We start from the raw sequence: 22,145 nt of genomic DNA, 5'->3' as shown, positions 1-22,145 counted from the left end.
AAAACCGGCGACGCGAAAGCGTTCTAGAGTTCGAATCTCTACTCTTCCGCCAAATTTCGAAGCCCCGTTGCTGAAATGCAACGGGGTTTTTTGCTTTATACTTTCCCGCCTTTTAATTACCTGCAGTTGTCCAGTTATTGATTGCGGCTATCTATCGTAACTCGCGCAACTTTCGGAGCGAGATGCTCCTCTACTGAACGTATCCTGTATACAGTCGCGCGACAGGGAATATCACGTGTCATGATGAGAGAATAAAGACAAGATGCGCGCACCGTACTGGCGCTGCGCATCTAGGGGAAGAGGTCGGATAGAGGAGCCCTATCCGCCGACGAGTTTGCGGTGGTGCTTTGCTGTGGGCGCTGTTATTGCGCCTGACTGAGTTCTAATACCACCGGAATACTCTTGTAGGCCGGAATACCGCTGGCTTTATCATAGCTTTCTAGCGTCAACATGTGGTTTGACTCAGGGAAGTAGGTCGCCAGTGAATTATCTGCCATTGGGTAGATCACCACTTTCAGCCCATCCATCCGGCGCTCGGTTTGGCTGCCATCAGGGGCGAGCGCAATCAGATTTACCCGATCGCCGGCTTTCACGCCGCTGCGCTCCGCCTGATTTTGGCTGATAAACACCACATCACGTTGTCCAAAGACGCCACGATAGCGATCATCCATCCCGTATAGGGTGGTGTTGTATTGATCGTGGCTGCGCACGGTAGCCAGAACCAGTTCGCTGTTAAAGGCGGATTCGGGATCTTCAATCAGGCCATCACAAGGCACAAAGTTGGCTTTGCCCGATGCGGTAAGCCAGCGCCGTGCGGCGGCGGCATTTGGCAGGTGGAAACCGCCCGGATGGCGGATGCGTCGGTTAAAATCCTGAAAATCGGGCAGCACGATCTCCATGGCATCACGGATATGATCGTAATCACTGATTAATGTATCCCAATCCACCACGCTGTGTGGCAGCGCCGCTTTGGCTAAACCGGCGACAATGGCACACTCGGATTTTAAATCGGCGGAGGCGGGTTTTAACATGCCGCGTGAGGCATGCACCATCGACATCGAATCCTCAACGGTAACCGACTGCGCGCCGCTGGTTTGCATATCAATTTCGGTACGGCCGAGTGTCGGCAGAATATAACTGACTTTGGCGGTGAGCAGGTGCGAGCGGTTGAGTTTGGTTGCAATGTGCACGGCGAAATCCAATTGTTGCATCGGATGCTCGGTTTGTGCGCGCCCCGGCATAGCGATGGCAAAGTTGCCACCCATGCAAATGATCCCTTTGGCTTCACCGCGGCAAATAGCTTGCATGCTGGCAACCGCGGCATGACCAAATTGGCTTGGCGGGGTAAAACCAAAACGTGCCTGTAAACGGCTGAGAAACGCCGCTGAGGGCTTTTCGGTGATCCCGACAGTGCGGTCACCCTGTACATTGGAGTGGCCACGTAATGGGCAAATTCCAGCGCCTGGCTTACCGATATTGCCTTTTAGCAGTAGCAAGTTCACCAGTTGCTGCACGTTTTGGGTACCGTGCTGATGCTGGGTGATCCCCATGCCATAGCAAATGATGGTGCGCTCTGCTTGGGCGTAGCAATCGGCAATATCGCTAATTTTAGCTAGATCTAGGCCTGAGATCCGCTCGATATCCTTCCAATCGGTAGCCAGTACGTCTTGGCGTAGGGCGTCGTAGTTTTGTGTGTGGGCGTGAATAAAATCGGTATCCAGAATACCGGCTTGGCCGTCAGCAATGGCCGCTTCGTGGCGTTCAATCAGCAAACGCATCACACCTTTTAGCAGGGCAATGTCACCGCCAATGCGCACATTGTAATAAGAGCTGGCCAGCTGGGTTTCTTTGCCGGTCAGCATTTCAACCGGCTCTTGTGGCGCGGTGAAGCGCTCTAACCCGCGCTCATGTAGTGGGTTGATGGCGATGATTTTGGCGCCACGCAGGGAAGCTGCTCGCAGCGAGGTCAGCATCCGAGGGTGGTTTGTGCCAGGGTTGTGGCCGACGCAAATAATGAGGTCACAGACATCAAAGTCATCCAACAAAACGGTGCCTTTCCCAACGCCAATGCTGGCGGCTAAGCCGACGCTGGTTGGCTCATGGCACATGTTGGAGCAGTCAGGGAAGTTGTTTGTGCCGTATTCCCGTGCAAACAGTTGATACAAAAAGGCTGCTTCGTTGGAGGTGCGACCTGAGGTGTAAAACTCAATCACGTTAGGATCGGTATAGCGTTGCATCAGAGCGCCGATTTCGGCAAAGGCCTGTGGCCAGTCAATGGCTTCATAGCAGTCATTGGCGGCATTGTATTTCAGCGGGTGGGTCAACCGGCCACTGTTTTCCAGATCAAAGTCAGACCAACTCAGGAGCTCTGTGACTGGATGAGCCGCGAAAAAGTCTGGCGTGACTCGTTTGCTGGTGGATTCCCACGCCATGGCTTTGGCGCCGTTTTCACAGACATCGAATGATGCGCTGTGCTTCGGATCGGGCCATGCGCAACCAGGGCAATCAAATCCTTCTGGTTTGTTCATATCAAACAGCGCGATGATATCGTGGTGCATGTTCATTTGGCTGCGCAGTGTTTCGGCCACCGCTTTGACCGCCCCCCAACCACCGGCAGGCCCTTCGTAGGCTTCGATTTTTTCCTTCATGCTCATCCCACCTTTTCCTTTCAAGATTTTACTGACGGTTATAGCTACCGCCCCGTTGCTAGGCTATGCCTTAATTGTTTACGAACATGTATGCATTGGCTGAGTGTAACTATCGGGGAAACACCAATAGCAGATGAAAGTAATGGCATATTGATATTACGCGACAACAAGGCAGTGTGCGTGTAGTGCGCACTAGCCGGTGTGATCGAAGCCAGTTTATTGAGGGCGTTTTCGCGATGACTTGCCCAAAAGCCAAAAGAAAACCCCACCGTGGTGGGGTTGGGCGAGTTAGTCATTCAGTAATACAGAAAAGGTCTACTACTGAGGGATTCAGGATTTAGACGGTGGCACTTTTCTTTTTCGCATCGTCGGCGCGGATGGCCGCAATCCTCTTACCAAACAACAAATAGCCCATCGCCAGCAGACCAAAGGTTGGGGCCAGAATGCTCCACGCGGGTACTTTCAATGCGCCAACAATCAGCATTCCACCGGAGGCGATCAGCAAAATGAATACCAGAATACGGAATACGCTGACAGGAATGCGCTTGTGCACATACTGGCCGACCAGAGAGCCTAAAATCATGGTCGGGATGCAGAAAATCACCAGTTTGACGGTTGAAATCGTCATGATCCCGCTGGTCACCAAGCCGCCGATGATCGCGATATTATTCGCGGTGAAAAACGCATTCAAGGTACCACGAAATGCCGCCGGCGCTAGGTTACGCAGCATGCCGTAAATCACTACCGGGGGGCCATTGGTGGAAAAAGCGGCGCCTAGCGCACCGGCTACGGTACCAATTGGTGCGGCAATCCATCCTTTGTCGTAAACCGGCAGACGTGGCACGAACAAGCTGTAAAAGGAATACAGGATCAGAAAACCGCCCAAGCCGATTTTCATGATGCCGTCTGGCAGGTAAGACAGGGCATACAAGCCAACCGGGATCCCCAAGAGGGAAAAGGCGATCAGCACCGCAGCTGATTTCCAGTCCGTCTCTTTGCGCGAAAGCCACGTGGCGTAAAGCGCGGTGGCGGTGCCGACGATCACTGACATCGGTGCGGCCATTTTGACCGGCAGCAACATGGTGACCAACGGCATGGTTGTTAGTCCACCCCCAAAGCCGGCGCAGACGCCGACAAAGGTGTACATGAACATCAAGCCAATCACAATCAGTACGGTGCTGGTATCGAGCAGAGCACCGTCTGGCGTGAAGAAGGTAAAAAAGTCCATTAAATTGCCCTCTTAGTTCAAAGTCAGACCCGCATCGACAATAAAGTCTTGTCCGGTGCAGCCGCAGGATTCATCGGAGCCGAGGAACAGCGCCAGACGCGCGCAGTGTGAGCCATCGAGGCGGAATTTCAGTGCTTGCAGCTCGACAAACTGGTTAACCGCAGACGGATCTAATTTGGCCCACATCGCATCTTGCTTAGGCGTACGAATGGCTCCCGGCACCAGACAGTTCACGCGGATCCCGCGTGCGCCCAGCTCTTGCGCCAGCGTGCGGGTAAATCCGTGGATGGCGGCTTTCGACAGGGAGTAGCACACTCGACCCGGACGGCCGCGCATCCAGTTAATCGAGCCCATGTTGATGATGCTGCCGCTGCCTTTCTTTTCCATCCCCGGGATCACCGCTTGGATGGCGAACAGCTGGTGGCGCAGGTTTACGTTAATGCGATTATCAAAATACTCTTCGGTTAGATCTTCAATTTTGTGGTGATCATCGCTACCGGCATTGTTGACCAGAATATCGACGCTGCCGAGCTGCTGTTCGATTTGCTCGAAGCAGGATTTGAGCAGTTTCAGATCGGTCACATCGCAGAACAAGAACAGACAACCGAGTTCGCTGGCCAGTTTTTCGCCGGCAACGCGGTCAAAATCGAGGAAGGCTACTTTGGCGCCTTGGCTGACATACGCGCGCACCAGCTCTTCACCGATACCGCTGGCGCCGCCGGTGATCACGGTTACTTTGTCTTTAATCGAGTAGTACTGAACATGATTTTGGTATTGCATGGGGAGTGTCTCCGAATTTAGTTAGATGACAGGGCGCGGGTTGTGTGGCGCCCTGAGGTCATTACTTCAGATTGTGTTTGACGACTTTGTAGGTAGCGCAGAAATCTTCGCGCCCCAGTCCATCGGCCAGCCCTTGTTGATAAATTCGGCTGACTACGTCCACACCCGGCAAGGTCAGGCCATCTTCTTGCATCAGGGTTTTCATGATGCCGACATCTTTGGCCATGTTTTCCAGTGAAAACGCCGTCGCGTAGTTTTCGGCAACCAGCGCACCAATTTTGCTAGTCAGATAGAAGTTGCTACCGCCGCCGTAAGACACCGCGGTATTGAAGCTCTCTTTGTCGATACCAAAGAACTCGCCGGTAGAGAGCATTTCGTTCACGCTGTTTTGAATTTGGGCAACCAGCACGTTGTGCAGGATTTTCATCACCAATCCGCGGCCATTGTCACCCAGATGGATTTGGTTCGCGCCCATCATGGCCAGTACCGATTTCACGCTCTCGTAAGCGGCTTTGTCGCCACCGATATAAATGCCAAGCTCACCGGCAATCGCCGCTGGCACAGATTTCACCACCGGCGCATCCAGCATAATGGCGCCGGTAGCGGCCACTTGCTTAGCAACCTCAATGGAAACTGCCGGATCAATTGTCGACATATCGATGGTGATTTTGCCGCTGCACAGGTGTGGCAGCATTTCGCTGTACACCGCTTTCACGTGCTCCGAGCGTGGCACCATGGAGATAATCACATCGGCTTCGCGCGCCACATCGGCCACGGAGGCGGCGGCCACGGCGCCGGCTTCAACCACGCGCGCTACGGCATCGGCGTTGATATCAAATACCAATACGGTGCCATCGAATTTTTTTACGATGTTTTTGGACATCGCTTCGCCCATCAGGCCCAGACCAATAAAGCCGATCGTTTTCATGACTGATTTTCCTTAAATTTAGGCTTGTGCAGGCCCGCGACATCAGTGCGCAGGCTGAAAATAGCTCCGGAAAGTGGGTACTGCGCCAGTTCGGCGGCATCCATGTTTTCGCGGGTGGTGGTGATATACAGGGTTTGCATGTCTTCGCCACCAAAGCAGACCATGGTCGGGCAGCGCACTGGCAGGGCGTATTCCGCCAGTGTCTCGCCTGTTGGTGAAAGGCGAGCGATACGGTGGCCATCGAACAGGGCAGTCCAGTAGCAGCCTTCTACGTCAACCGCAGCGCCATCTGGGCGACCGTTACCGGCACCGGCGACAAATTCGCGCAGCAACTGGCGCTGTCCGAGTGTGCCATCTGCGTGTAACGGGGTGCGGTACAGGCGGCGATTTGGCGTATCGGTGGTGTACATCCATTGTTGATCGGGGCTGAAGGCCAGACCGTTCGCGCCCAGAATGTCGCATTGGATGACGCGGGTGTTGAGGCCGGCATCCACGCGGCACAGCAGTGCGCCGTTGTAGTCGCGTGGCGACCAGTAAGTGCCAGCATAAAAGCGGCCTTCTTGATCGGTGCCACCATCATTAAAGCGGGCTAATTGCGGATTATTCGGGGTATCCGCCACTTTACGCTCTAGCGTGCCGTGCGCGTCTGCCAGATAGATACCGCTACGCAGGGCGACAATAAAGCCACCTTGTTCGCGCAGCGCAAAGCAACCGACTTCCTCAGGAAATGAGATAATCTGGTGCTCGCCGCTGACTGGATCAACGCGGTGAATTTGGTTTTCCAGAATATCGGTCCAGTACAGGCAAGCGCTGTCGCGATCCCATGTTGGGCATTCGGGTAAGTGGCCGCGATATTCGGGCAGCAGCAACTGAGGGTTAGTCATAAAAACATACCTTTATCGACATGGTGATCTCAAATGCCGCACCGGCCGGTAGGCTGTGCATGGCACACGATGGATCGCCAAAGCCGTGGTTATTAATGGCATCGTTGATATGGGATACCGGCTCGATGGCGACAAAATCGCGATCGGCAGGTGGTATAAATAAAATGGCATGCGCTGCATCGGATGAGCTGATAGTGGCCATGATGCGCTCGTTCGGCCAGCGCACCGCCGCTTTTCCATCCCAATGGGCAAAGCAGTTATCGACACTGCCTGCTTGCGGGCGGCGCCAGTGGCGGTAATCCCACCGTTCAGGGATAGCACTGACAGCGTGCGGCAGTGCATCCTCGCCATTGAGTACTACGTGCTCGGCGGTGAACTGAATTTCCGCTTCACTGGCGCGCGGGAAATAGGGGTGGAAACCGAGGCCGACCGGTACCGTCACCGCGGCCAGATTGTGGTAGTGCAAGCTGATGTGCAGCTCATCGTCACGCAGCGTAAAACGCTGTACCGCACGATACGGCCACGGCCAAGCGGCGCACTGCGTGGCAGCATCCGTGCCGTCAACGCTGTGTAGCATTGTCAGCTCGATAAAATCTTCCCCCAATCCACTGAGTTGCCACGGGTTTTGCCAAGCATTGCCGTGGATGGTGTGGGGATGGTCACCAAAGTTACGTGCCAGCTGGTATGCGTGGTCGGAAAACTCAAATTGCCCGTGGGCGATCCGGTTCGAGTAGGGCGCCAGCGCAAAGCTGCCGCCCTGATTTACCGTCGCACTGGCGCTGTCTGGCAGTGGGCGCAGGATATCGTGGCCGTGCCAGGTGAAACGGCGTACCGTTCCCCCCAGCGCCGGAGCCAGCTCCAGATACAGCGGGCCTTTTTGCCGGCTGATGGTTTCCATCAGTACACCTCGCCACCGGATACGGTGAGGGTTTCGCCTTTAATGGCGGCCAGTTGTTCACGAGCGCGTGCCAGCAAGTAGCTCATGTCAGAGCCAAGCGCGACGAAGCTAAAGCCCATCGCTTTGTATTTATTGACCAGCTCAGGATTGCCCCCCACGATGCCGCAAGGCAGACCAAGTTGCTGACACTTGTGCAGCCCTTCTTGAATTTTAGCCTGCACCTCAGGGTGCGATGGATTACCGATGTGCCCCATCGCGGCGGACAGGTCACCCGGGCCGATGAAAAAGCCGGTCACGCCTTCAATGGCCATCTCTTCCATGCGATCAATGGCTTCTGGGGTTTCCAGCTGCAAAATCAGGCACAGTTCTTCGCGGGCTTTACGGACAAACTCGGCATCAGAGCCGTAAGCGGAGGCGCGATGTACCGCCGCAAAACCTCGACGACCGAGTGGCGGATAGTAGGCCGCTTCCACTGCGCGCAGGGCTTCTTCTGCGCTGTTGATAAAGGGCACCATCAGCGAGGTAGCGCCGCCATCGAGGGCGCGCTTGATCAGAACGGTGTCATTCCATGCCAGACGGTAGAGTGGGGTAGTCGTTTGGCTGGCGGCACGGATCGCACGGTCAATGCGGATCGCATCGAGGGTATCGACTGGGACGTGCTCTTGATCCAGCACCAGAAAATCAAAACCGACCGTTGCCATAGCTTCGGCCACGGTGTCGCTACCGGTCATCATCCATGTGCCAAGTGGCAATGGGCCGTGGGTAATCGCGTGTTTGAATGCATTCATGGTTTTATCCTTAAAAAATCGGTGGCTCTGGCACATCACTGCCAGCCTGCAGAAAATCAAAATCACAGCCCTGATCGGCTTGGGTCACATGCTGCTGATACAGCGCGGCGTACGAGCGCTCGTAAACTTTGTGTTGTGGCTTGAGATTGCGACGACGCTCCGCCAGCTCTTCATCGGATACCAGCATGTTCAGACTGCCGTTTTCGATATCGAGCTCAATCAGGTCACCGGTCTGTACCAGTGCCAGTGGGCCGCCAACAGCCGATTCGGGCGCTACGTGTAGAACGCAGGTGCCGTAGTGCGTGCCAGACATACGGGCATCGCTGATGCGCACCATGTCGGTCACACCCTGTTGCAGCAGTTTTTTCGGAATCGGCAGATTGCCCCACTCCGGCATCCCCGGCGCACCGACTGGGCCAGCGTTACGCAGGACGATCACTGAGTCTTTGCTGACATCCAGCGCGGGGTCATCAATGCGATCGGAAAGCTCTTGGTGGGTATCAAAGACAATCGCTGGGCCGCAGTGCTTACGCAGCTCAGGTTTCGCGGCGGAGGATTTCATCACCGCGCCATTTGGACACAGGTTTCCGCGCAGGACCGTCAAGGCACAGCCTTGCGACAATGGCACCACAGGGTTATCCAGTGAGCGGATCACGTTGTCGTCGTAGCATTCAGCGTGGGCAATCCAGTCGGAGACCGGGCGGTTAGTCACGCCGACGGCATCTAGCGCCAAGAATTGCTCGACTTTTTTCAGCTGTGCCATCAGGCCGCCAGCAAAGAAGAACTCTTCCATCAGCTGGTCACCGGACGGGAACAGATTTGCCAGCACCGGAACTTTACGGGCGATGGACTCCATGTCTTCCAGCGTCAAATTGATGCTAGCGCGGTTCGCCATGGCGATCAGGTGAATAGCGGCGTTGGTAGAGCCACCGAGCGCCATATAGGCCACCACACCATTCATGAAGTTAGCTTTGGTCAGCCAGTTGGAAGGTTTATGGTCGTACCACACCATATCCACAATAGCCTTACCGCATTGCGCAGCCATCTGCACATGGCGGGAGTCAGCCGCTGGAATTGAACTGGCACCTGGCAGCATAAAACCGATGGCATCCGCAATCGATGTCATGGTGGAGGCGGTGCCCATGGTGTTGCAAGTGCCGATAGAGCGGGTCATCGCGCCTTCCAGCTCAACCCAGTCGTGTTGGGTGATGGCGCCTAAACGCAGCTGATCCCAGAATTTTTTGGTGTGCGTACCGGCGCCGGTGACGTGGCCACGCCATTTGCCGCTCGACATTGGGCCGGCTGGGCAGAAGATCACCGGCAGATCCATCGAGATCGCTCCCATCAAGAGAGCAGGGGTGGACTTATCACAACCCCCGAGCAGTACCGCACCATCAATCGGGTGTTGGCGCAGTAACTCTTCAGCTTCCATTGCCAAAAAGTTGCGATACAGCATAGTGGTGGGTTTCACCAATACTTCACCCACTGACAGCGCTGGCAGTTCAACCGGATAGCCGCCAGCGGCCCAAACGGCACGCTTGACCGCTTCTGCGCGATCGCGCAAGTGGCTGTGGCACGGGCTCATCTCGCTCCAGGTATTGATAATGCCGATTACCGGCTTACCCATAAACTCTTCACGGTTCAGGCCTGTTTGCTGGCTGCGTTGGCGGTGAGCAAAGGCTCGGATGGTATCCGGCGCGTACCAGCGTTGGCTGCGCAATTCGGAAATATCACGTTTTCTGGCTTGCTTGGCATCAAATAACATAAAAGGTCTGCTCTCAGAAAAGTCGGATTTCACTTAAGTTGGCTATAGTAAAAATCATAGCGCTACGATTTTCAAATTAAATAAGTCTGGTGGTGATCGAGATCACCAAAATAAATCGTGCGATTACAGTCTGTCTTCTTGTGTTGTTGCGATACGATTGTTCAAGTGGCGTTCGGCCAACTCAGCAATGATGTGTTGGTAGCGCTGTTCATTCAGCGGATAGAAACACAGCATTAGCAAGGCCGCACACAACAGCGCAGAGGCGGGATAGATAAACATCAGATTTGCGATGCCAGCTTTGGTGGTGGCCGTTTGTGCCACGTTGGGCACGTAACCGGACCATGCCAGCACTAAGCCAGGGATCAGGCCGGCTAAGGCGGCGGAGCATTTACGGCAGAATGTCAGACTGCAATACACCAGCCCTTCGGTGCGTACCCCGGTTTTCCATTCGCCATATTCCACGGTATCGGAGACAAACGCCCAGTTTAGGCTGTTTACAAATGCCGAGCCCCACAGCGCCAGCGAGGTAAACAGGATATAGCGCACTGCACTGTCACCGTACACGTAGTTGAGTAGGTCACCACAAAACCAGATGGCAATACCACCCAAATACACGGGGATTTTGCCAAAGCGGCGCACGGCTGACGGCACCAGTAATACGCCAAGATAAATACAGCCGATGCTGATAAAGCTCATGTAGGCAATCATCGACACATCGCCAATCACATACTGGGCATAGAACACCTGCACAATCAGCTTGGTGTTGAAGGCGGCCAGTGTCAGCAAGTTAGCCAAGGCTAAAACGCCGAGCGGACGATTACGGAAAATAGCGCGTGCGTTAGCGCGGAAAGTGGCAAAACCCGAGTGTTGTGCCGGACGCTCCGCGGGGCGAATAATGTGCCGTTCACGTAAACGGGCATAGCAATAAAGCACAGCCAACACACCAATGGCGGAGTAGATCAGCACTGCACTGGCGTAACCGGTTTGTGGGTTATCGAACAGCAGCACCAAAGGCATAAAGCCGACTGAGCACAGTAGCAGCCCAGTATTTGCGCCGCCTTGACGCCAGGCCGCTAATTCGGCGCGGTCTTGAATTTGTTTGGTCAGGGCAGGCACCATCGCCCCGTATGAGGCATTACCAAAGCTGTAAAATGCGCCGAATAACATAAAACAGCAGGTAAATAGGGCGGTTTTCAGGGCCACGGGCAGCGGGAAGTTGATGAACATCAGGGTGTTCAGCAGCAGTAGCGGCAACGCGGTCCACAGCAGAAATGGGCGGAATTTCCCACGTGGGCCAATCCCACAGCGGTTATCAAGAACGGTGCCGGTGACCAGATCAGTACAGGCAGTGAAAAATTTAGATACCAGAAAGACAACACCGGCCCACGCGGCAGGGATACCGGCGATATCGGTCAGAAAGATCAGCAGATAGAGGGTGGAGCAATTGAGGAGAAAATTGTACCCCAGATCACCGATACCATAGGCCACCTTTTCCCGTAATTGCAGATGGTCATTGTTATTATTGTTTGTCTGTGCCATGGGAACAATCCTTATAACAGGTAAAGGGAGCAGCAAGACTGCTCCCGTACGGGTTTCAGGTTAGCTTGGCTGGTTTGCGCGGCGAGCCGCCAGCGTGGCAATAATGTCTTTATAACGGCTCTCATTCAGGGTGTAGAACAGGGCCATCACGATTGCGGTTACGGTGGCCAGTGCTGCCGGATAGATAAAGATCAGGCCTGCAATACCGGCTTTGGCGGAGGCGGTTTGTTCCACATTCGGCATGTAGCCGACCAGTGCCAGCGCAAAGCCCGGAACAAAGCCGGCAATTGCTTGTGAACACTTACGGAAAAACGTCATCCCGCAATACACCAGACCTTCGGTACGAGTACCGGTTTTCCACTCACCGTATTCCACGGTATCGGAAACAAAGGCCCAGTTTAGGCTGTTGACGAAAGAGGTGCCGAAGAAGGCCAACGAGGTGAACATCACATAGCTCATCACGGTGCCGCCAAACAGGTAATTGGCGATATCACCACAGATCCACAGCATCAGGCCTGCAATATACACGGGCTTTTTGCCAAAGCGACGCACCATTGCCGGAACTGAGAGCACGCCCAAATAGATGCAGCCCATACTGACGAAACTCATGTAAGAGACCATGGAAACGTCATTCAAAATGTATTGGGCGTAGAACACTTGAACCGAGAGTTTCACGTTAAAGGCGGACAGCGTCAGCAGGTTGGCGATCGCCAGTACCAGCAGCTGGTTGTTCTTCAACACCGCGCGGATCCCTTCTTTGACGCTCGGTTTCGCTTGATTTTGCCCTACGCTGTCATCGGTGACCGTATGGTGCTCTTTGACATTGCGATAGCAAAAGTACGCAGCCGCTAGACCCACTGAGGTATAGACAAACGCAGCCACCAGATAGCCGGTTTCCGGTGCGCTGAACATCAGGGCAATCGGCATAAAGCCCACGGTTGCCAGCAACAAACCGGTGTTGGCTCCCCCCTGACGCCAAGCAGCCAATTCGGCGCGATCCTGACTACTTTTCGTCATCGCCGGCACCATGGCGCCGTAGCTGGCGTTACCCAAGCTAAAGAACAGGCCAAAGCCCATGAAGCAAAGGATAAACAGCAAGGTTTTGGTATTGCTGCTCAGGTCGAAATTGCAAAACAGCAGCATGTTAAAGATGAACAACGGAACGATGGTCCACAGCATAAACGGACGAAACTTGCCACGCGGACCAAATTTCTTGCGGGTATCGAGCAAAATACCGGTGCCGAGGTCGGTAAAACCGGTAAATACTTTGGAGACGAGGAAAATCACGCCGGCCCATGCGGCATTAATGCCTGCCACATCGGTCAGAAACTTCAGTAGATAAAGGGTGGTGATATTCAGGACGAAGTTATAACCAAAATCGCCTACGCCATAGGCGAATTTCTCCCTGAAAGGCAGTCGTTGCTCGCTGGGGGCCTGCATTGCCATGGTGCTCTCCGTTGTTCAGCTGGGTCGAGGGGGTAAGTAATGTTGGCGAATCGTAGCGATGCATTTAATTTTATCCAACCAGAATCTGTTGAAAATGAGATGTCGGTCTAGTTCAAAAAACTGGCCATTATTCGCATTAATAAGCGCGTTAAGTTGCTGTTTTGAGGTGTCGATCAGCCTTTGATAATGCACATAGTGATCCGGCTCTCTCTTTTGATTATTGGCGGTACTCTAAATAAAATCGTAGCGCTATTGTTCGTGCCGTCTGACCGCTAGGCCGAGTCTGGTCGCAGGTCGTATCACGACTTTCTTGGAGCACTGAAGATGAAAATTGATTTCTCGTCGCAGACACTGAACATCAGTCATAACGGCGATATCCTGTTTTCGCATCAGCCTGGTTTGCCTGCGTTTTTCTTGGGCAAAGGGATGGAGAAAATGGAAATTTACCGCGGCAACTTCGACATCGAAGATTATGTCGAATCCCGCGTAGCCTTAACGCATGTCCGTTCTGCTGGCGACCATGTCTTCACGTTCGCTCCATGCGCCAATACTGCGGCGCTGTTGCAGATGACCGTAGTCATCAGCGCTGATGATGAGGATGTTTCGCTGCAGTTCAGCTTGTTGGAAGGGGACTACAACCGCTTCTGGATGCGCCTGCCTGCTGAAAAGCAAGAACACATCTGGGGCTGCGGTGAGCAGATGTCCTACTTTGATCTGCGTGGACGCCATTTCCCGCTGTGGACTTCCGAGCCTGGGGTTGGCCGTCATCCACACAGTGAAATCAAATGGAAAGCGGATGTGATGGGCAAAGCCGGTGGTGATTACTATCACACTAACTATCCGCAGCCGACCTTTGTCTCCTCACGCAAATACAGCTGCCACATTGACACCACGGCCTACGCCGATTTCGATTTCCGTCAGCCGGCCTTCCATGAATTGCAGGTGTGGGCTATTCCTGCCGAAGTACAGTTGCGCACTGCCGATAGCTATTTAGGCATCATTGAAAAGCTGTCAGCGCAATTTGGCCGTCAACCGACGCTGCCTGAGTGGGTCTATAAGGGGGCCATTTTGGGTCTGAAGGGCGGGGAAGTGAACACCTTCACCCGTTTAGACAATGCGCTCAAGCACGACATCAAAGTTTCTGGGTTGTGGAGCGAAGACTGGTGCGGATTACGCGTCACCTCGTTCGGCAAACGTTTGTTCTGGGACTGGGATTGGCAGCATCATCAAGAGCGTTACCCGAATCTGCCAGAGCGTATCAAGGCGCTGAGCGATCAGGGCATCGCATTCATGGCCTACGTGAACCCGTATCTGTGTGAAGATGGTCAGCTCTATCCGATTGCTAAAGAGCTGGGCTACATGGCACTGGATAAAGATGGCAATGTGGCGCTGGTGGATTTTGGTGAGTTCTACTGTGGCTGTATTGATTTTACCAATCCAGACGCGATGGCTTGGTTCCGTGACACCGTTTTGCGTAAAAACATGCTGGATATGGGGATCAAAGGCTGGATGGCGGATTTCGGTGAGTACTTGCCGACCGATAACATCTATCTGCATAACGGCGTTGACGCCAAGCTGATGCACAACGCGTGGCCAACCTTGTGGGCGCAATGTAACGCGGAAGCCTTAGCGCTCAATGGCCAAACGGGCGATGCGCTGTTCTTCATGCGCGCAGGTTATACCGGTGTGCAAAAACACTGTCCGTTGCTGTGGGCAGGGGATCAATGTGTTGATTTCAGCCGTCACGATGGGTTAGTCACGGTGATCTCCGGTGCGCTGTCATCCGGCATGCTGGGGAATGCTTACCACCACTCTGATATCGGTGGTTATACCTCACTGTTTGGTAATCGCCGTACTAAAGAGCTGTTCGACCGTTGGGTAGAAATGGCGGCCTTTACACCGGTGATGCGTACTCACGAAGGTAACCGCCCAGACGAAAACTTCCAGTTCGACCAAGATGCAGGCACCTTGGCGCATTTTGCTCGCATGACCCGTGTTTACTGCCACCTGACGCCATACCTGCGCACGTTGTCTGCAGAAGCGGCGGAAAAAGGCTATCCGGTTCAGCGCGCTCTGATGCTGCACTTTGAGCACGATCCAGAAACTTACAGCATGCAAGACCAATACCTGTATGGCCCAGACTTGCTGGTTGCGCCTGTACATCAAAGCGGCGTAACCGAGTGGACCACCTATCTGCCAGCGGGCGAGCAGTGGACCCATGTCTGGAGCGGCCAGACCTTTACCGGTGGTCAGCGTGTGACCTTACCGGCGCCGATTGGCCAGCCACCGGTATTCTACCGCGCTGAAAGTCAGTGGAAGCCACTGTTTGCTCAATTGGCTGACCTCGTTTAATCGTCAACTCCCTTACCATGCCGGTCGCGATAGCTCGCCACCGGCATATTTGTTATGGGTTTCGGTTTTACTGCTCGGTGACGAGCCATATTCCATGCTTGCCGATACGTGAGGCCCCCCCCCAATGTTCGCTACCGACCAAGAAACTGTGCAGATTGTGCAAAATCCCGAGCCAGACGATATTTACTTTTTACGCGATCGTCTGATTGAAAATAACCGCGCTTTTGTCGGCGAGCAGGTTCGGCGTTCGCTGGCGGTGTTCACCCATGATGCTCAGCAATCACGAACCGGAGGCTGTAGCGGCCACACCTACGGTAACTGGTTATATATTGAATATCTGTGGGTGGATAGCAGTGTGCGTTCGCAAGGGATTGGCAAGCAGTTGCTCTTGGCGATGGAGCAAGCTGCGCGCGAACGCGGATGCCGTTTTGCGCTGTTAGATACTTTCAGTTTCCAAGCGCGGCCATTTTATGAAAAGCAGGGCTACCGTAGCGTGATGACGTTGACGGATTTTCCTATCCATCACGAACGTTATTACCTGACCAAAACACTGTAAACCGGCGAACCACTGCTATTGGGTTATTCCATGTAGGGCACAAATCTCAACTCAAGCGATGACAAACAAAAGCGCCCATCAATGATGAGCGCTTTTTAGTAACAGGATAGATTGATACCTGTGCGGTGTAATCATTGTCAGTTAATCACCCGTGATAATGGGAGCTTTCCAGACGCGCCAAATAGCCGAGTGCTAACTATTAGAGAACAAAGCGCGTACTTTGCCGTGGGATCAAATCAAAACCCACATCCACAATATCACCGGCATAATCGGCTTTATGCGCTATAGCTAGCATCATGGCGGCGGTACGTGAAGCCACTTTATCGGTATTGATATTGATGCTCGACAGCGTCACTGGAGCCAGATAGCCACTGCTAGGAAAATCACCAAAGCCCAGAATAGAAAGTTGTTCCGGTACGCGGATATTGCGCTCTACTGTTTCCATTAGTAACGCGGTCGCAATCATATCGTTAGAGGCAAAAATACCGTCCAGATTGCGCTCTTTAATCAACGTTTTGATCAGCGCTTCGCGGGCGGCTGGGTAGATATTTTCGCTGTGCGGAATTTCAACCAACAGCGGGGGAATACCGGCTTCATTCAAGGCCTGACAAAAACCGGCATAACGGCTTTGTGCGCGCACATCGTCGGCAAAACGCGTAGTGAAATAGGCGATACGCTGACAGCCGGATCGCAGCAAATATTGCACGGCATCATAGCCAATTTTGACATGGTCGATTCCGACTTGCGCAGGGAAGGGACTTTGTTCGCCAACTTGCCAGGCTTGGACCACCGGAACGCCGCTGTGTTGCAGCATACGGATTGTCGCTTCGCTGTGCTTCGCACCGGTAAGTGCAATCGCCGCCGGCGACCATTGCAAAATAGAGCGCACTTGCTGCTCTTCTTTTTCCATCGAGTGATCGTGTGAGGCGATATACAGCTGAAAACCGGCCTCGCTGACAATATGTTCAATTTGCTGCACAAAGCTGCTGAACGTGATATTGGAAATAGATGGAACGATCACCGCCATGGAGGAGCTGCGTCCTGCCGTAAACTGGCTGGCAATTTTATTGTGAACATAACCTAATTCATCGATCGCCTGCTGAATTTTACGGCCGGTTTTTTCACTGACTTTTTCCGGATGCCGTACATACAGCGATACGGTAGACGGCGATACTTTTGCCAATGCGGCAACATCATCCAATTTTACCGCTTGCTTACTTCTCGAAGACACGATGTTAGGTTCCTGCTTAATCACATTATCAACCAGTTTGTGGCATCGGATGGTATTCCATCTTGCTCGAACAACCTGAATTCTAGATGTCCGATTATACACCAACTCGCCACATAAATCGGTGCTTGCCCCTGACATTGTGAGCCACGATGGTGTCTATCTAACAAAAGTATGTGCTGACGCAGCGTGGCGCTAAATAAGCACTATCCTCAGCGCTGTTAAGGCGAGGGCGCGTTCAGTCATAACACTACTTTTGCTACGGGGTACGCCATCAAAGGTGGGAGTTTTAGGGTTTTCTGTGAAACGGTGTTTATGCAAAAGAGGCTTTGTGCGCAAAACTCGTCATTTGCTCAATATAGTCTACAGAACTTAGCAAATCAGTCTCACTGTACAAATACGTTGTTAACGTAGATAAGCCAAAATAAATAATCAACTGTTTGTTATTTGCACAGCGAGCAACATTGTTAATGAGTAATGATATATGGGGATGATAAGTATTTCCTAATAAACCAGATCTCTGTTTGAACGCATTAATCGGTAATTACAGCGTGATGGGTTTCATAATCCCCTCATATGACCACTTGCGCTAAAGGTAGCTTAATCATTCTTGTTTAGTGGTTATTTAGTGGTGATATCTAAACTCCCTATTTAAGGGCCATATTATTTAAGTGTGATGTAATTTAAGTGCTATGTTATTTTAGTGACATGTTGCGCGGATCACTTTGCTATGGTGAACATGTTCTCTGATGAGAGTTTGTACGGAGTATTAGACATCTGCATGATCTGAGTTATTGCTCAGCATATGCCGCAACGTTGTTTTCGCTTAGAGATTTTAAACAGGATGTTACCTATGTTAGTGAATAAGGAATCCCCGCGTGTATTGGGCGTAAATTGGCTGTTTCTTTTGCTGACCGCGGCGCTGTTTATTATCGAAGTGCTGATTGCTCGTTACAGCCACAGTGGCTTTATCCGCGGCTTTGCGGGGGATGTGCTGGTTGTTTTGCTCCTATTTTGCGCTGTACGTTCGGTGCTACGAATATCCGTAATACCATTAGCTATTTTAGTATTACTGTTTGCGTATCTCATCGAATTAGGACAGAGGTTTGGCTTGGTTGATCTGCTCGGGCTGGGGCAATATCGTCTGGCAAGAATTGTTATTGGCAGTCATTTTGACTGGTGGGATTTAGTGGCATACAGCACCGGTTTCGTGATTATCTGTCTGGTTTATCATTATCGCCAACGCAGCATGAAGAATGCAGGTGTTGAAACAGGGAATTATTACCAATAATGATGCAGCATAATCATAATATTTTTACTGTGACAGGTGATGCATAATAGTGATACACACTGTTTTATACAGGCCTGATTACGGCGTGTCGCACGGTTTTACAGTGTGATTTATCACAAAAAATTCAAAACAATAATGATTGTCACGTATTTATTCCGCTAGCTATTCTCTATTCATCTCAAACCAAGTAATATGCCAATTTATTCTGCATAAAACGTCGCAGAGTCACCTCACCTTTTGGAGATGGTCGCTTGATTAGTGTTTTTCTGGTTGATGATCACGAACTGGTGCGCGCAGGGATCCGTCGCATTTTGGATGATGTAAAAGGCATCAAAGTTGTCGGAGAGGCTCATTGTGGCGAAGATGCCGTAAAATGGTGCCGTACCAATAACGCGGATGTGGTGCTGATGGACATGAACATGCCGGGGATTGGCGGTCTGGAAGCAACCCGCAAAATGTTGCGTTACAATCCGGACATTAAAATCATTGTCCTGACCGTGCATACTGAGAACCCGCTACCTGCCAAGGTAATGCAGGCGGGCGCGGCTGGCTATCTCAGTAAAGGTACTGCACCTCAAGAGATGGTTAATGCAATACGTACTGTCTGTGCCGGACAGCGCTATATTGCATTAGACATTGCCCAGCAGATGGCCCTGAGTCAGGTGATGCCGGATTCTGATAATCCGTTCGCATCGCTATCAGAGCGTGAACTGCAGATCATGATGATGATCACCAAAGGGCAGAAAGTTAACGAAATTTCAGAACAGCTTAGCCTGAGTCCGAAAACGGTTAACAGCTACCGCTACCGGATGTTCAGCAAGCTGAATATCAATGGTGACGTGGAGTTAACGCACCTGGCTATTCGACATGGCATGTTGAAATCAGAAAAGTTGTAGTGGTGTGTGTAGTCGTTGTGTGTTTGATGCCAAGAGTTTTCTGAAAACCGTCAGTACGCAGCCCGGCGTATACCGGATGTATGATGCATCCGGTACTGTCATTTATGTCGGTAAAGCCAAAGATCTTAAAAAACGGCTGTCCAGCTACTTTCGCGCCAATCTTCCCAGCAAGAAAACCGAAGCGCTGGTCAGTGCGATTGCGTCTATTGATGTGACGGTTACCCACACAGAAACCGAAGCGTTACTGCTAGAGCACAACTACATCCAACGTTACCAGCCGCGCTACAACGTGCTGCTGCGTGATGATAAATCCTACCCGTACATTTTGCTGAGCGCGCATACCCATCCTCGTGTGAGCATGTACCGTGGAGCCAAGCACGCCAAAGGCGAGTATTTTGGCCCATTTCCGAGTTCATCCTCAGTACGCGAAACCTTGGCGCTGATGCAGCGCATCTTCCCGTTACGCCAGTGCGAAGACAGCTTTTACAACAATCGCTCCAGACCTTGTCTGCAGTACCAGATTGGCCGCTGTTTGGGCCCGTGTGTGAAGGGTTTGGTGAGTGATGCGGAATATCAGCAATGTGTGGATGATGTTCGTCTGTTTTTGCAGGGCAAAGATCAGCAAGTGATTGAAGGTCTGGTGAGCCGAATGGAAGCGGCCAGCCGCGCTTTGGAGTTTGAAACTGCCGCCCGCCTGCGCGATCAAATCCAAGCGGTACGTAAAGTCACCGAAAAGCAGTTTATCTCCGGTGACAGCGAAGATCTGGATGTGGTCAGTGTCGCCTATGATGCGGGGATGGCCTGCGTTTACACGCTGTTTTTACGACAGGGAAAAGTGCAGGGCAGCCGCAGTTACTTCCCGAAAGTGCCGGCCGATACCGAATTGGCGGAGGTGGTAGAAACCTTCTTAGGCCAGTTTTATCTGCAGGCCCACGAGTCGCGTACCTTACCGAATGAAATTCTGCTGGATTACCGTTTGGCAGATAAAACGGTGCTCAGTGATTCCATCAGTGAGCTGGCCGGACGGCGCATTCAAATTCAAGATCGGCCGCGCGGCGAACGTGCCCGTTACCTAAAATTGGCGCGCACGAACGCACATACGGCGTTGATGACCAAATTATCTCAGCAAAGCACAATCCATCATCGTTTGCGTTTGCTGGCCGAACAGCTGGGGTTACCGCCGATTCGGCGCATGGAGTGCTTTGACATTAGCCACACGATGGGGGAGCAGACCGTGGCTTCCTGCGTGGTATTTGATAGCAATGGCCCGCTGAAAGCAGATTATCGACGTTACAACATTACCGGTATCACGCCCGGCGATGATTATGCCGCGATGGAACAAGTGCTGCGTCGCCGCTACAGCAAAGCCCTGACGCCAGATAAAGTGCCGGACATCATCTTTATTGATGGTGGTAAAGGCCAACTGGGGAAGGCGGTACAGATTTTTGCCGAGCTGAACGTGGAGTGGGACAAACACCACCCGCGTCTCATTGGGGTGGCGAAAGGCGCAGATCGCAAGGCCGGGCTGGAGACGCTAATTTTAGCCGATGAAGGGAATCGCGAGCTGTCATTGCCGCCTGATTCTCCCGCATTGCATGTTATTCAGCATATTCGTGATGAATCCCATAATCATGCCATTACGGGCCATCGCAAAAAACGTGCGAAAGTGCGCACCAGCAGCTCGCTCGAGGACATTGAAGGCATTGGGCCGAAACGGCGTCAAGCGCTGCTCAAATATATGGGCGGTTTGCAGGCCCTGAAGAATGCGAGCATGGAAGAAATTGCCCAGGTTCCGGGAATTTCAGCAAATTTAGCAGAAAAGATCTTTCTTGCGTTGAAACACTGAGCGGCTTGTAGCACCATATCAGTCAGCCGCTTACCACATGACAAAAGCCCATAAAATTATGCAATTTAATATTCCGACTTGGCTGACACTGTTTCGCGTAGTTCTAATCCCTTTCTTTGTTGTTGCTTTCTACCTGCCTTTTCAGTGGGCGCCGGCGGTGTGTGCACTGATCTTCGTGATCGCCGCAGTGACAGACTGGTTTGATGGCTTCTTGGCCCGCCAGCTCAAGCAAACCACCCGTTTTGGTGCTTTCCTTGATCCGGTGGCGGATAAAGTGATGGTTGCTGTGGCATTGGCGTTGGTGGTTGAGCATTACCACACCGTTTGGGTGACGTTACCGGCGGCAACCATGATTGCCCGTGAAATCATCATCAGTGCTTTACGTGAGTGGATGGCCGAACTGGGTAAGCGTAACAGTGTGGCGGTGTCGTGGTGGGGTAAGTTCAAAACCGCGGCTCAGATGTTTGCGCTGGTGGCTTTGCTGTGGCGTCCAACCGAAGTGGCGGTGATTGTCGGTATGATTGCGCTGTATGTGGCCGCGGTACTGACCTTCTGGTCTATGTTCCAGTATCTGAAGGCGGCGTGGTCTGATTTGATGGCCTAAGCCGACTGGTAACGAGAGACGACCAGATAAGTTCGAGATTGTGTATTTGATCTTGTGTAAAAGGCGCTGTACTCAGCGCCTTTTCTGTTTTTATGAGCGCATGTTTCTAGACACCCATGTTTTCATGGCGAGTGGTTTACGGAGCTCATCGTTTTGCTTGTCGAGCAGCACTTCGCTCCGTTGTTGGCGTAGGCCTTTGGTTATCCAGAAAATATGACCAATGGCGCTTTACAGAGCAATTGGATCAAAAAATCACCGAACGAGTTGAATTAAAAGAAAATCTGTTGACTCACCTGCCTGAATCAGTAGAATGCAACGCATCGGATGACGACGAAGACGAATTAACAAGAAACCTTTTAGGTTGTCAGTTAACGCTTCATCAGAAATCAGATTGCGGGAATAGCTCAGTTGGTAGAGCACGACCTTGCCAAGGTCGGGGTCGCGAGTTCGAGTCTCGTTTCCCGCTCC

17 protein-coding genes and 1 tRNA gene are annotated in these 22,145 nt (G+C 52.4%); 7 read left to right on the top strand and 11 right to left on the bottom strand.

Annotation, left to right across the window (positions count from 1 at the left end; all coding sequences use genetic code 11):
• Positions 1 to 362 precede the first annotated feature (362 nt).
• The 10 genes from L975_RS15870 to L975_RS15825 form a co-directional block, all read right to left on the bottom strand.
• Entirely contained in the window at positions 363 to 2,648 is a 2,286-nt protein-coding gene (locus tag L975_RS15870; RefSeq protein WP_047709284.1) for an FdhF/YdeP family oxidoreductase, read from the bottom strand.
• 337 nt (positions 2,649 to 2,985) lie between these two features.
• Positions 2,986 to 3,876, bottom strand: a complete 891-nt coding sequence (locus tag L975_RS15865) for a sulfite exporter TauE/SafE family protein (RefSeq protein ID WP_047709281.1) — start codon at positions 3,874 to 3,876, stop codon at positions 2,986 to 2,988.
• Between the two features lie 12 nt (positions 3,877 to 3,888).
• Complete coding sequence (locus tag L975_RS15860; RefSeq protein WP_039046218.1) at positions 3,889 to 4,656, bottom strand: SDR family NAD(P)-dependent oxidoreductase; 768 nt, start codon at positions 4,654 to 4,656, stop codon at positions 3,889 to 3,891.
• A 61-nt stretch (positions 4,657 to 4,717) separates the two neighbouring features.
• Positions 4,718 to 5,584 (bottom strand): NAD(P)-dependent oxidoreductase, encoded by an 867-nt coding sequence (locus L975_RS15855; protein ID WP_047709280.1) that lies wholly within the window; start codon positions 5,582 to 5,584, stop codon positions 4,718 to 4,720.
• Complete coding sequence (locus L975_RS15850) at positions 5,581 to 6,468, bottom strand: SMP-30/gluconolactonase/LRE family protein (RefSeq protein WP_047709279.1); 888 nt, start codon at positions 6,466 to 6,468, stop codon at positions 5,581 to 5,583. Before L975_RS15850 ends, L975_RS15855 begins: the two co-directional genes overlap by 4 nt.
• Positions 6,461 to 7,366 carry an aldose 1-epimerase gene (locus tag L975_RS15845; RefSeq protein ID WP_052181545.1) on the bottom strand — a complete coding sequence of 302 codons (906 nt, stop codon included), beginning with the start codon at positions 7,364 to 7,366 and terminating at the stop codon, positions 6,461 to 6,463. Before L975_RS15845 ends, L975_RS15850 begins: the two co-directional genes overlap by 8 nt.
• Positions 7,366 to 8,154 (bottom strand): HpcH/HpaI aldolase/citrate lyase family protein, encoded by a 789-nt coding sequence (locus L975_RS15840; RefSeq protein ID WP_047709277.1) that lies wholly within the window; start codon positions 8,152 to 8,154, stop codon positions 7,366 to 7,368. The genes L975_RS15845 and L975_RS15840 overlap by 1 nt, the downstream gene beginning before the upstream one ends.
• A gap of 10 nt (positions 8,155 to 8,164) precedes the next feature.
• Positions 8,165 to 9,919 carry an L-arabinonate dehydratase gene (gene araD, locus L975_RS15835; protein WP_047709276.1) on the bottom strand — a complete coding sequence of 585 codons (1,755 nt, stop codon included), beginning with the start codon at positions 9,917 to 9,919 and terminating at the stop codon, positions 8,165 to 8,167.
• 123 nt (positions 9,920 to 10,042) lie between these two features.
• Positions 10,043 to 11,458 (bottom strand): glycoside-pentoside-hexuronide (GPH):cation symporter, encoded by a 1,416-nt coding sequence (locus L975_RS15830; RefSeq protein WP_052181544.1) that lies wholly within the window; start codon positions 11,456 to 11,458, stop codon positions 10,043 to 10,045.
• 60 nt (positions 11,459 to 11,518) lie between these two features.
• Positions 11,519 to 12,904 carry a glycoside-pentoside-hexuronide (GPH):cation symporter gene (locus L975_RS15825; RefSeq protein ID WP_047709275.1) on the bottom strand — a complete coding sequence of 462 codons (1,386 nt, stop codon included), beginning with the start codon at positions 12,902 to 12,904 and terminating at the stop codon, positions 11,519 to 11,521.
• Positions 12,905 to 13,228: 324 nt separating this feature from the next.
• Here L975_RS15825 and L975_RS15820 point away from each other — a divergent pair, with 324 nt between their 5' ends.
• A complete protein-coding gene (locus L975_RS15820; protein ID WP_039046224.1) occupies positions 13,229 to 15,256 on the top strand; it encodes an alpha-glucosidase in 2,028 nt (675 codons plus the stop codon).
• Between the two features lie 124 nt (positions 15,257 to 15,380).
• Complete coding sequence (locus tag L975_RS15815; RefSeq protein WP_047709274.1) at positions 15,381 to 15,812, top strand: GNAT family N-acetyltransferase; 432 nt, start codon at positions 15,381 to 15,383, stop codon at positions 15,810 to 15,812.
• Positions 15,813 to 16,011: 199 nt separating this feature from the next.
• Here the strand turns inward: L975_RS15815 and L975_RS15810 are convergent, their stop codons facing one another.
• Entirely contained in the window at positions 16,012 to 17,043 is a 1,032-nt protein-coding gene (locus L975_RS15810; protein WP_047709273.1) for a LacI family DNA-binding transcriptional regulator, read from the bottom strand.
• A gap of 850 nt (positions 17,044 to 17,893) precedes the next feature.
• Here L975_RS15810 and L975_RS15805 point away from each other — a divergent pair.
• The 5 genes from L975_RS15805 to L975_RS15785 all read left to right on the top strand — a co-directional run bounded on the left by L975_RS15805 (position 17,894) and on the right by L975_RS15785 (position 22,143).
• Positions 17,894 to 18,331, top strand: coding sequence for a DUF2809 domain-containing protein (locus L975_RS15805; RefSeq protein WP_156121236.1), 438 nt, complete (start codon positions 17,894 to 17,896; stop codon positions 18,329 to 18,331).
• 251 nt (positions 18,332 to 18,582) lie between these two features.
• Positions 18,583 to 19,227 (top strand): UvrY/SirA/GacA family response regulator transcription factor, encoded by a 645-nt coding sequence (gene uvrY / locus L975_RS15800; protein ID WP_010861870.1) that lies wholly within the window; start codon positions 18,583 to 18,585, stop codon positions 19,225 to 19,227.
• Between the two features lie 19 nt (positions 19,228 to 19,246).
• Complete coding sequence (gene uvrC, locus L975_RS15795; protein WP_047709272.1) at positions 19,247 to 21,073, top strand: excinuclease ABC subunit UvrC; 1,827 nt, start codon at positions 19,247 to 19,249, stop codon at positions 21,071 to 21,073.
• 58 nt (positions 21,074 to 21,131) lie between these two features.
• On the top strand, positions 21,132 to 21,677 hold the full coding sequence (gene pgsA, locus L975_RS15790; protein WP_010861868.1) for a CDP-diacylglycerol--glycerol-3-phosphate 3-phosphatidyltransferase: 546 nt from the start codon (positions 21,132 to 21,134) through the stop codon (positions 21,675 to 21,677).
• A 393-nt stretch (positions 21,678 to 22,070) separates the two neighbouring features.
• Positions 22,071 to 22,143, top strand: a tRNA-Gly gene (locus L975_RS15785).
• Positions 22,144 to 22,145: the final 2 nt, after the last annotated feature.

It is taken from the genome of Plesiomonas sp. ZOR0011 (genome assembly GCF_000800945.1).
Lineage (GTDB): Bacteria > Pseudomonadota > Gammaproteobacteria > Enterobacterales > CAMTGL01 > Plesiomonas > Plesiomonas shigelloides.
Note: the sequence above shows the minus strand (reverse complement) of the source record. Positions and strands in the feature narration are given on the sequence as shown.

Excerpts from the sequence above, each read along its gene's own strand:
- L975_RS15840 (WP_047709277.1), bottom strand. The coding sequence starts at position 8,154 with ATGAATGCATTCAAACACGCGATTACCCACGGCCCATTGCCACTTGGC.
- L975_RS15805 (WP_156121236.1), top strand. The coding sequence starts at position 17,894 with ATGTTAGTGAATAAGGAATCCCCGCGTGTATTGGGCGTAAATTGGCTG.
- L975_RS15845 (WP_052181545.1), bottom strand. The coding sequence starts at position 7,366 with ATGGAAACCATCAGCCGGCAAAAAGGCCCGCTGTATCTGGAGCTGGCT.
- L975_RS15830 (WP_052181544.1), bottom strand. The coding sequence starts at position 11,458 with ATGGCACAGACAAACAATAATAACAATGACCATCTGCAATTACGGGAA.
- L975_RS15815 (WP_047709274.1), top strand. The coding sequence starts at position 15,381 with ATGTTCGCTACCGACCAAGAAACTGTGCAGATTGTGCAAAATCCCGAG.
- L975_RS15850 (WP_047709279.1), bottom strand. The coding sequence starts at position 6,468 with ATGACTAACCCTCAGTTGCTGCTGCCCGAATATCGCGGCCACTTACCC.
- L975_RS15865 (WP_047709281.1), bottom strand. The coding sequence starts at position 3,876 with ATGGACTTTTTTACCTTCTTCACGCCAGACGGTGCTCTGCTCGATACC.
- L975_RS15855 (WP_047709280.1), bottom strand. The coding sequence starts at position 5,584 with ATGAAAACGATCGGCTTTATTGGTCTGGGCCTGATGGGCGAAGCGATG.
- L975_RS15860 (WP_039046218.1), bottom strand. The coding sequence starts at position 4,656 with ATGCAATACCAAAATCATGTTCAGTACTACTCGATTAAAGACAAAGTA.
- L975_RS15820 (WP_039046224.1), top strand. The coding sequence starts at position 13,229 with ATGAAAATTGATTTCTCGTCGCAGACACTGAACATCAGTCATAACGGC.
- L975_RS15825 (WP_047709275.1), bottom strand. The coding sequence starts at position 12,904 with ATGGCAATGCAGGCCCCCAGCGAGCAACGACTGCCTTTCAGGGAGAAA.
- pgsA (WP_010861868.1), top strand. The coding sequence starts at position 21,132 with ATGCAATTTAATATTCCGACTTGGCTGACACTGTTTCGCGTAGTTCTA.
- L975_RS15870 (WP_047709284.1), bottom strand. The coding sequence starts at position 2,648 with ATGAAGGAAAAAATCGAAGCCTACGAAGGGCCTGCCGGTGGTTGGGGG.
- araD (WP_047709276.1), bottom strand. The coding sequence starts at position 9,919 with ATGTTATTTGATGCCAAGCAAGCCAGAAAACGTGATATTTCCGAATTG.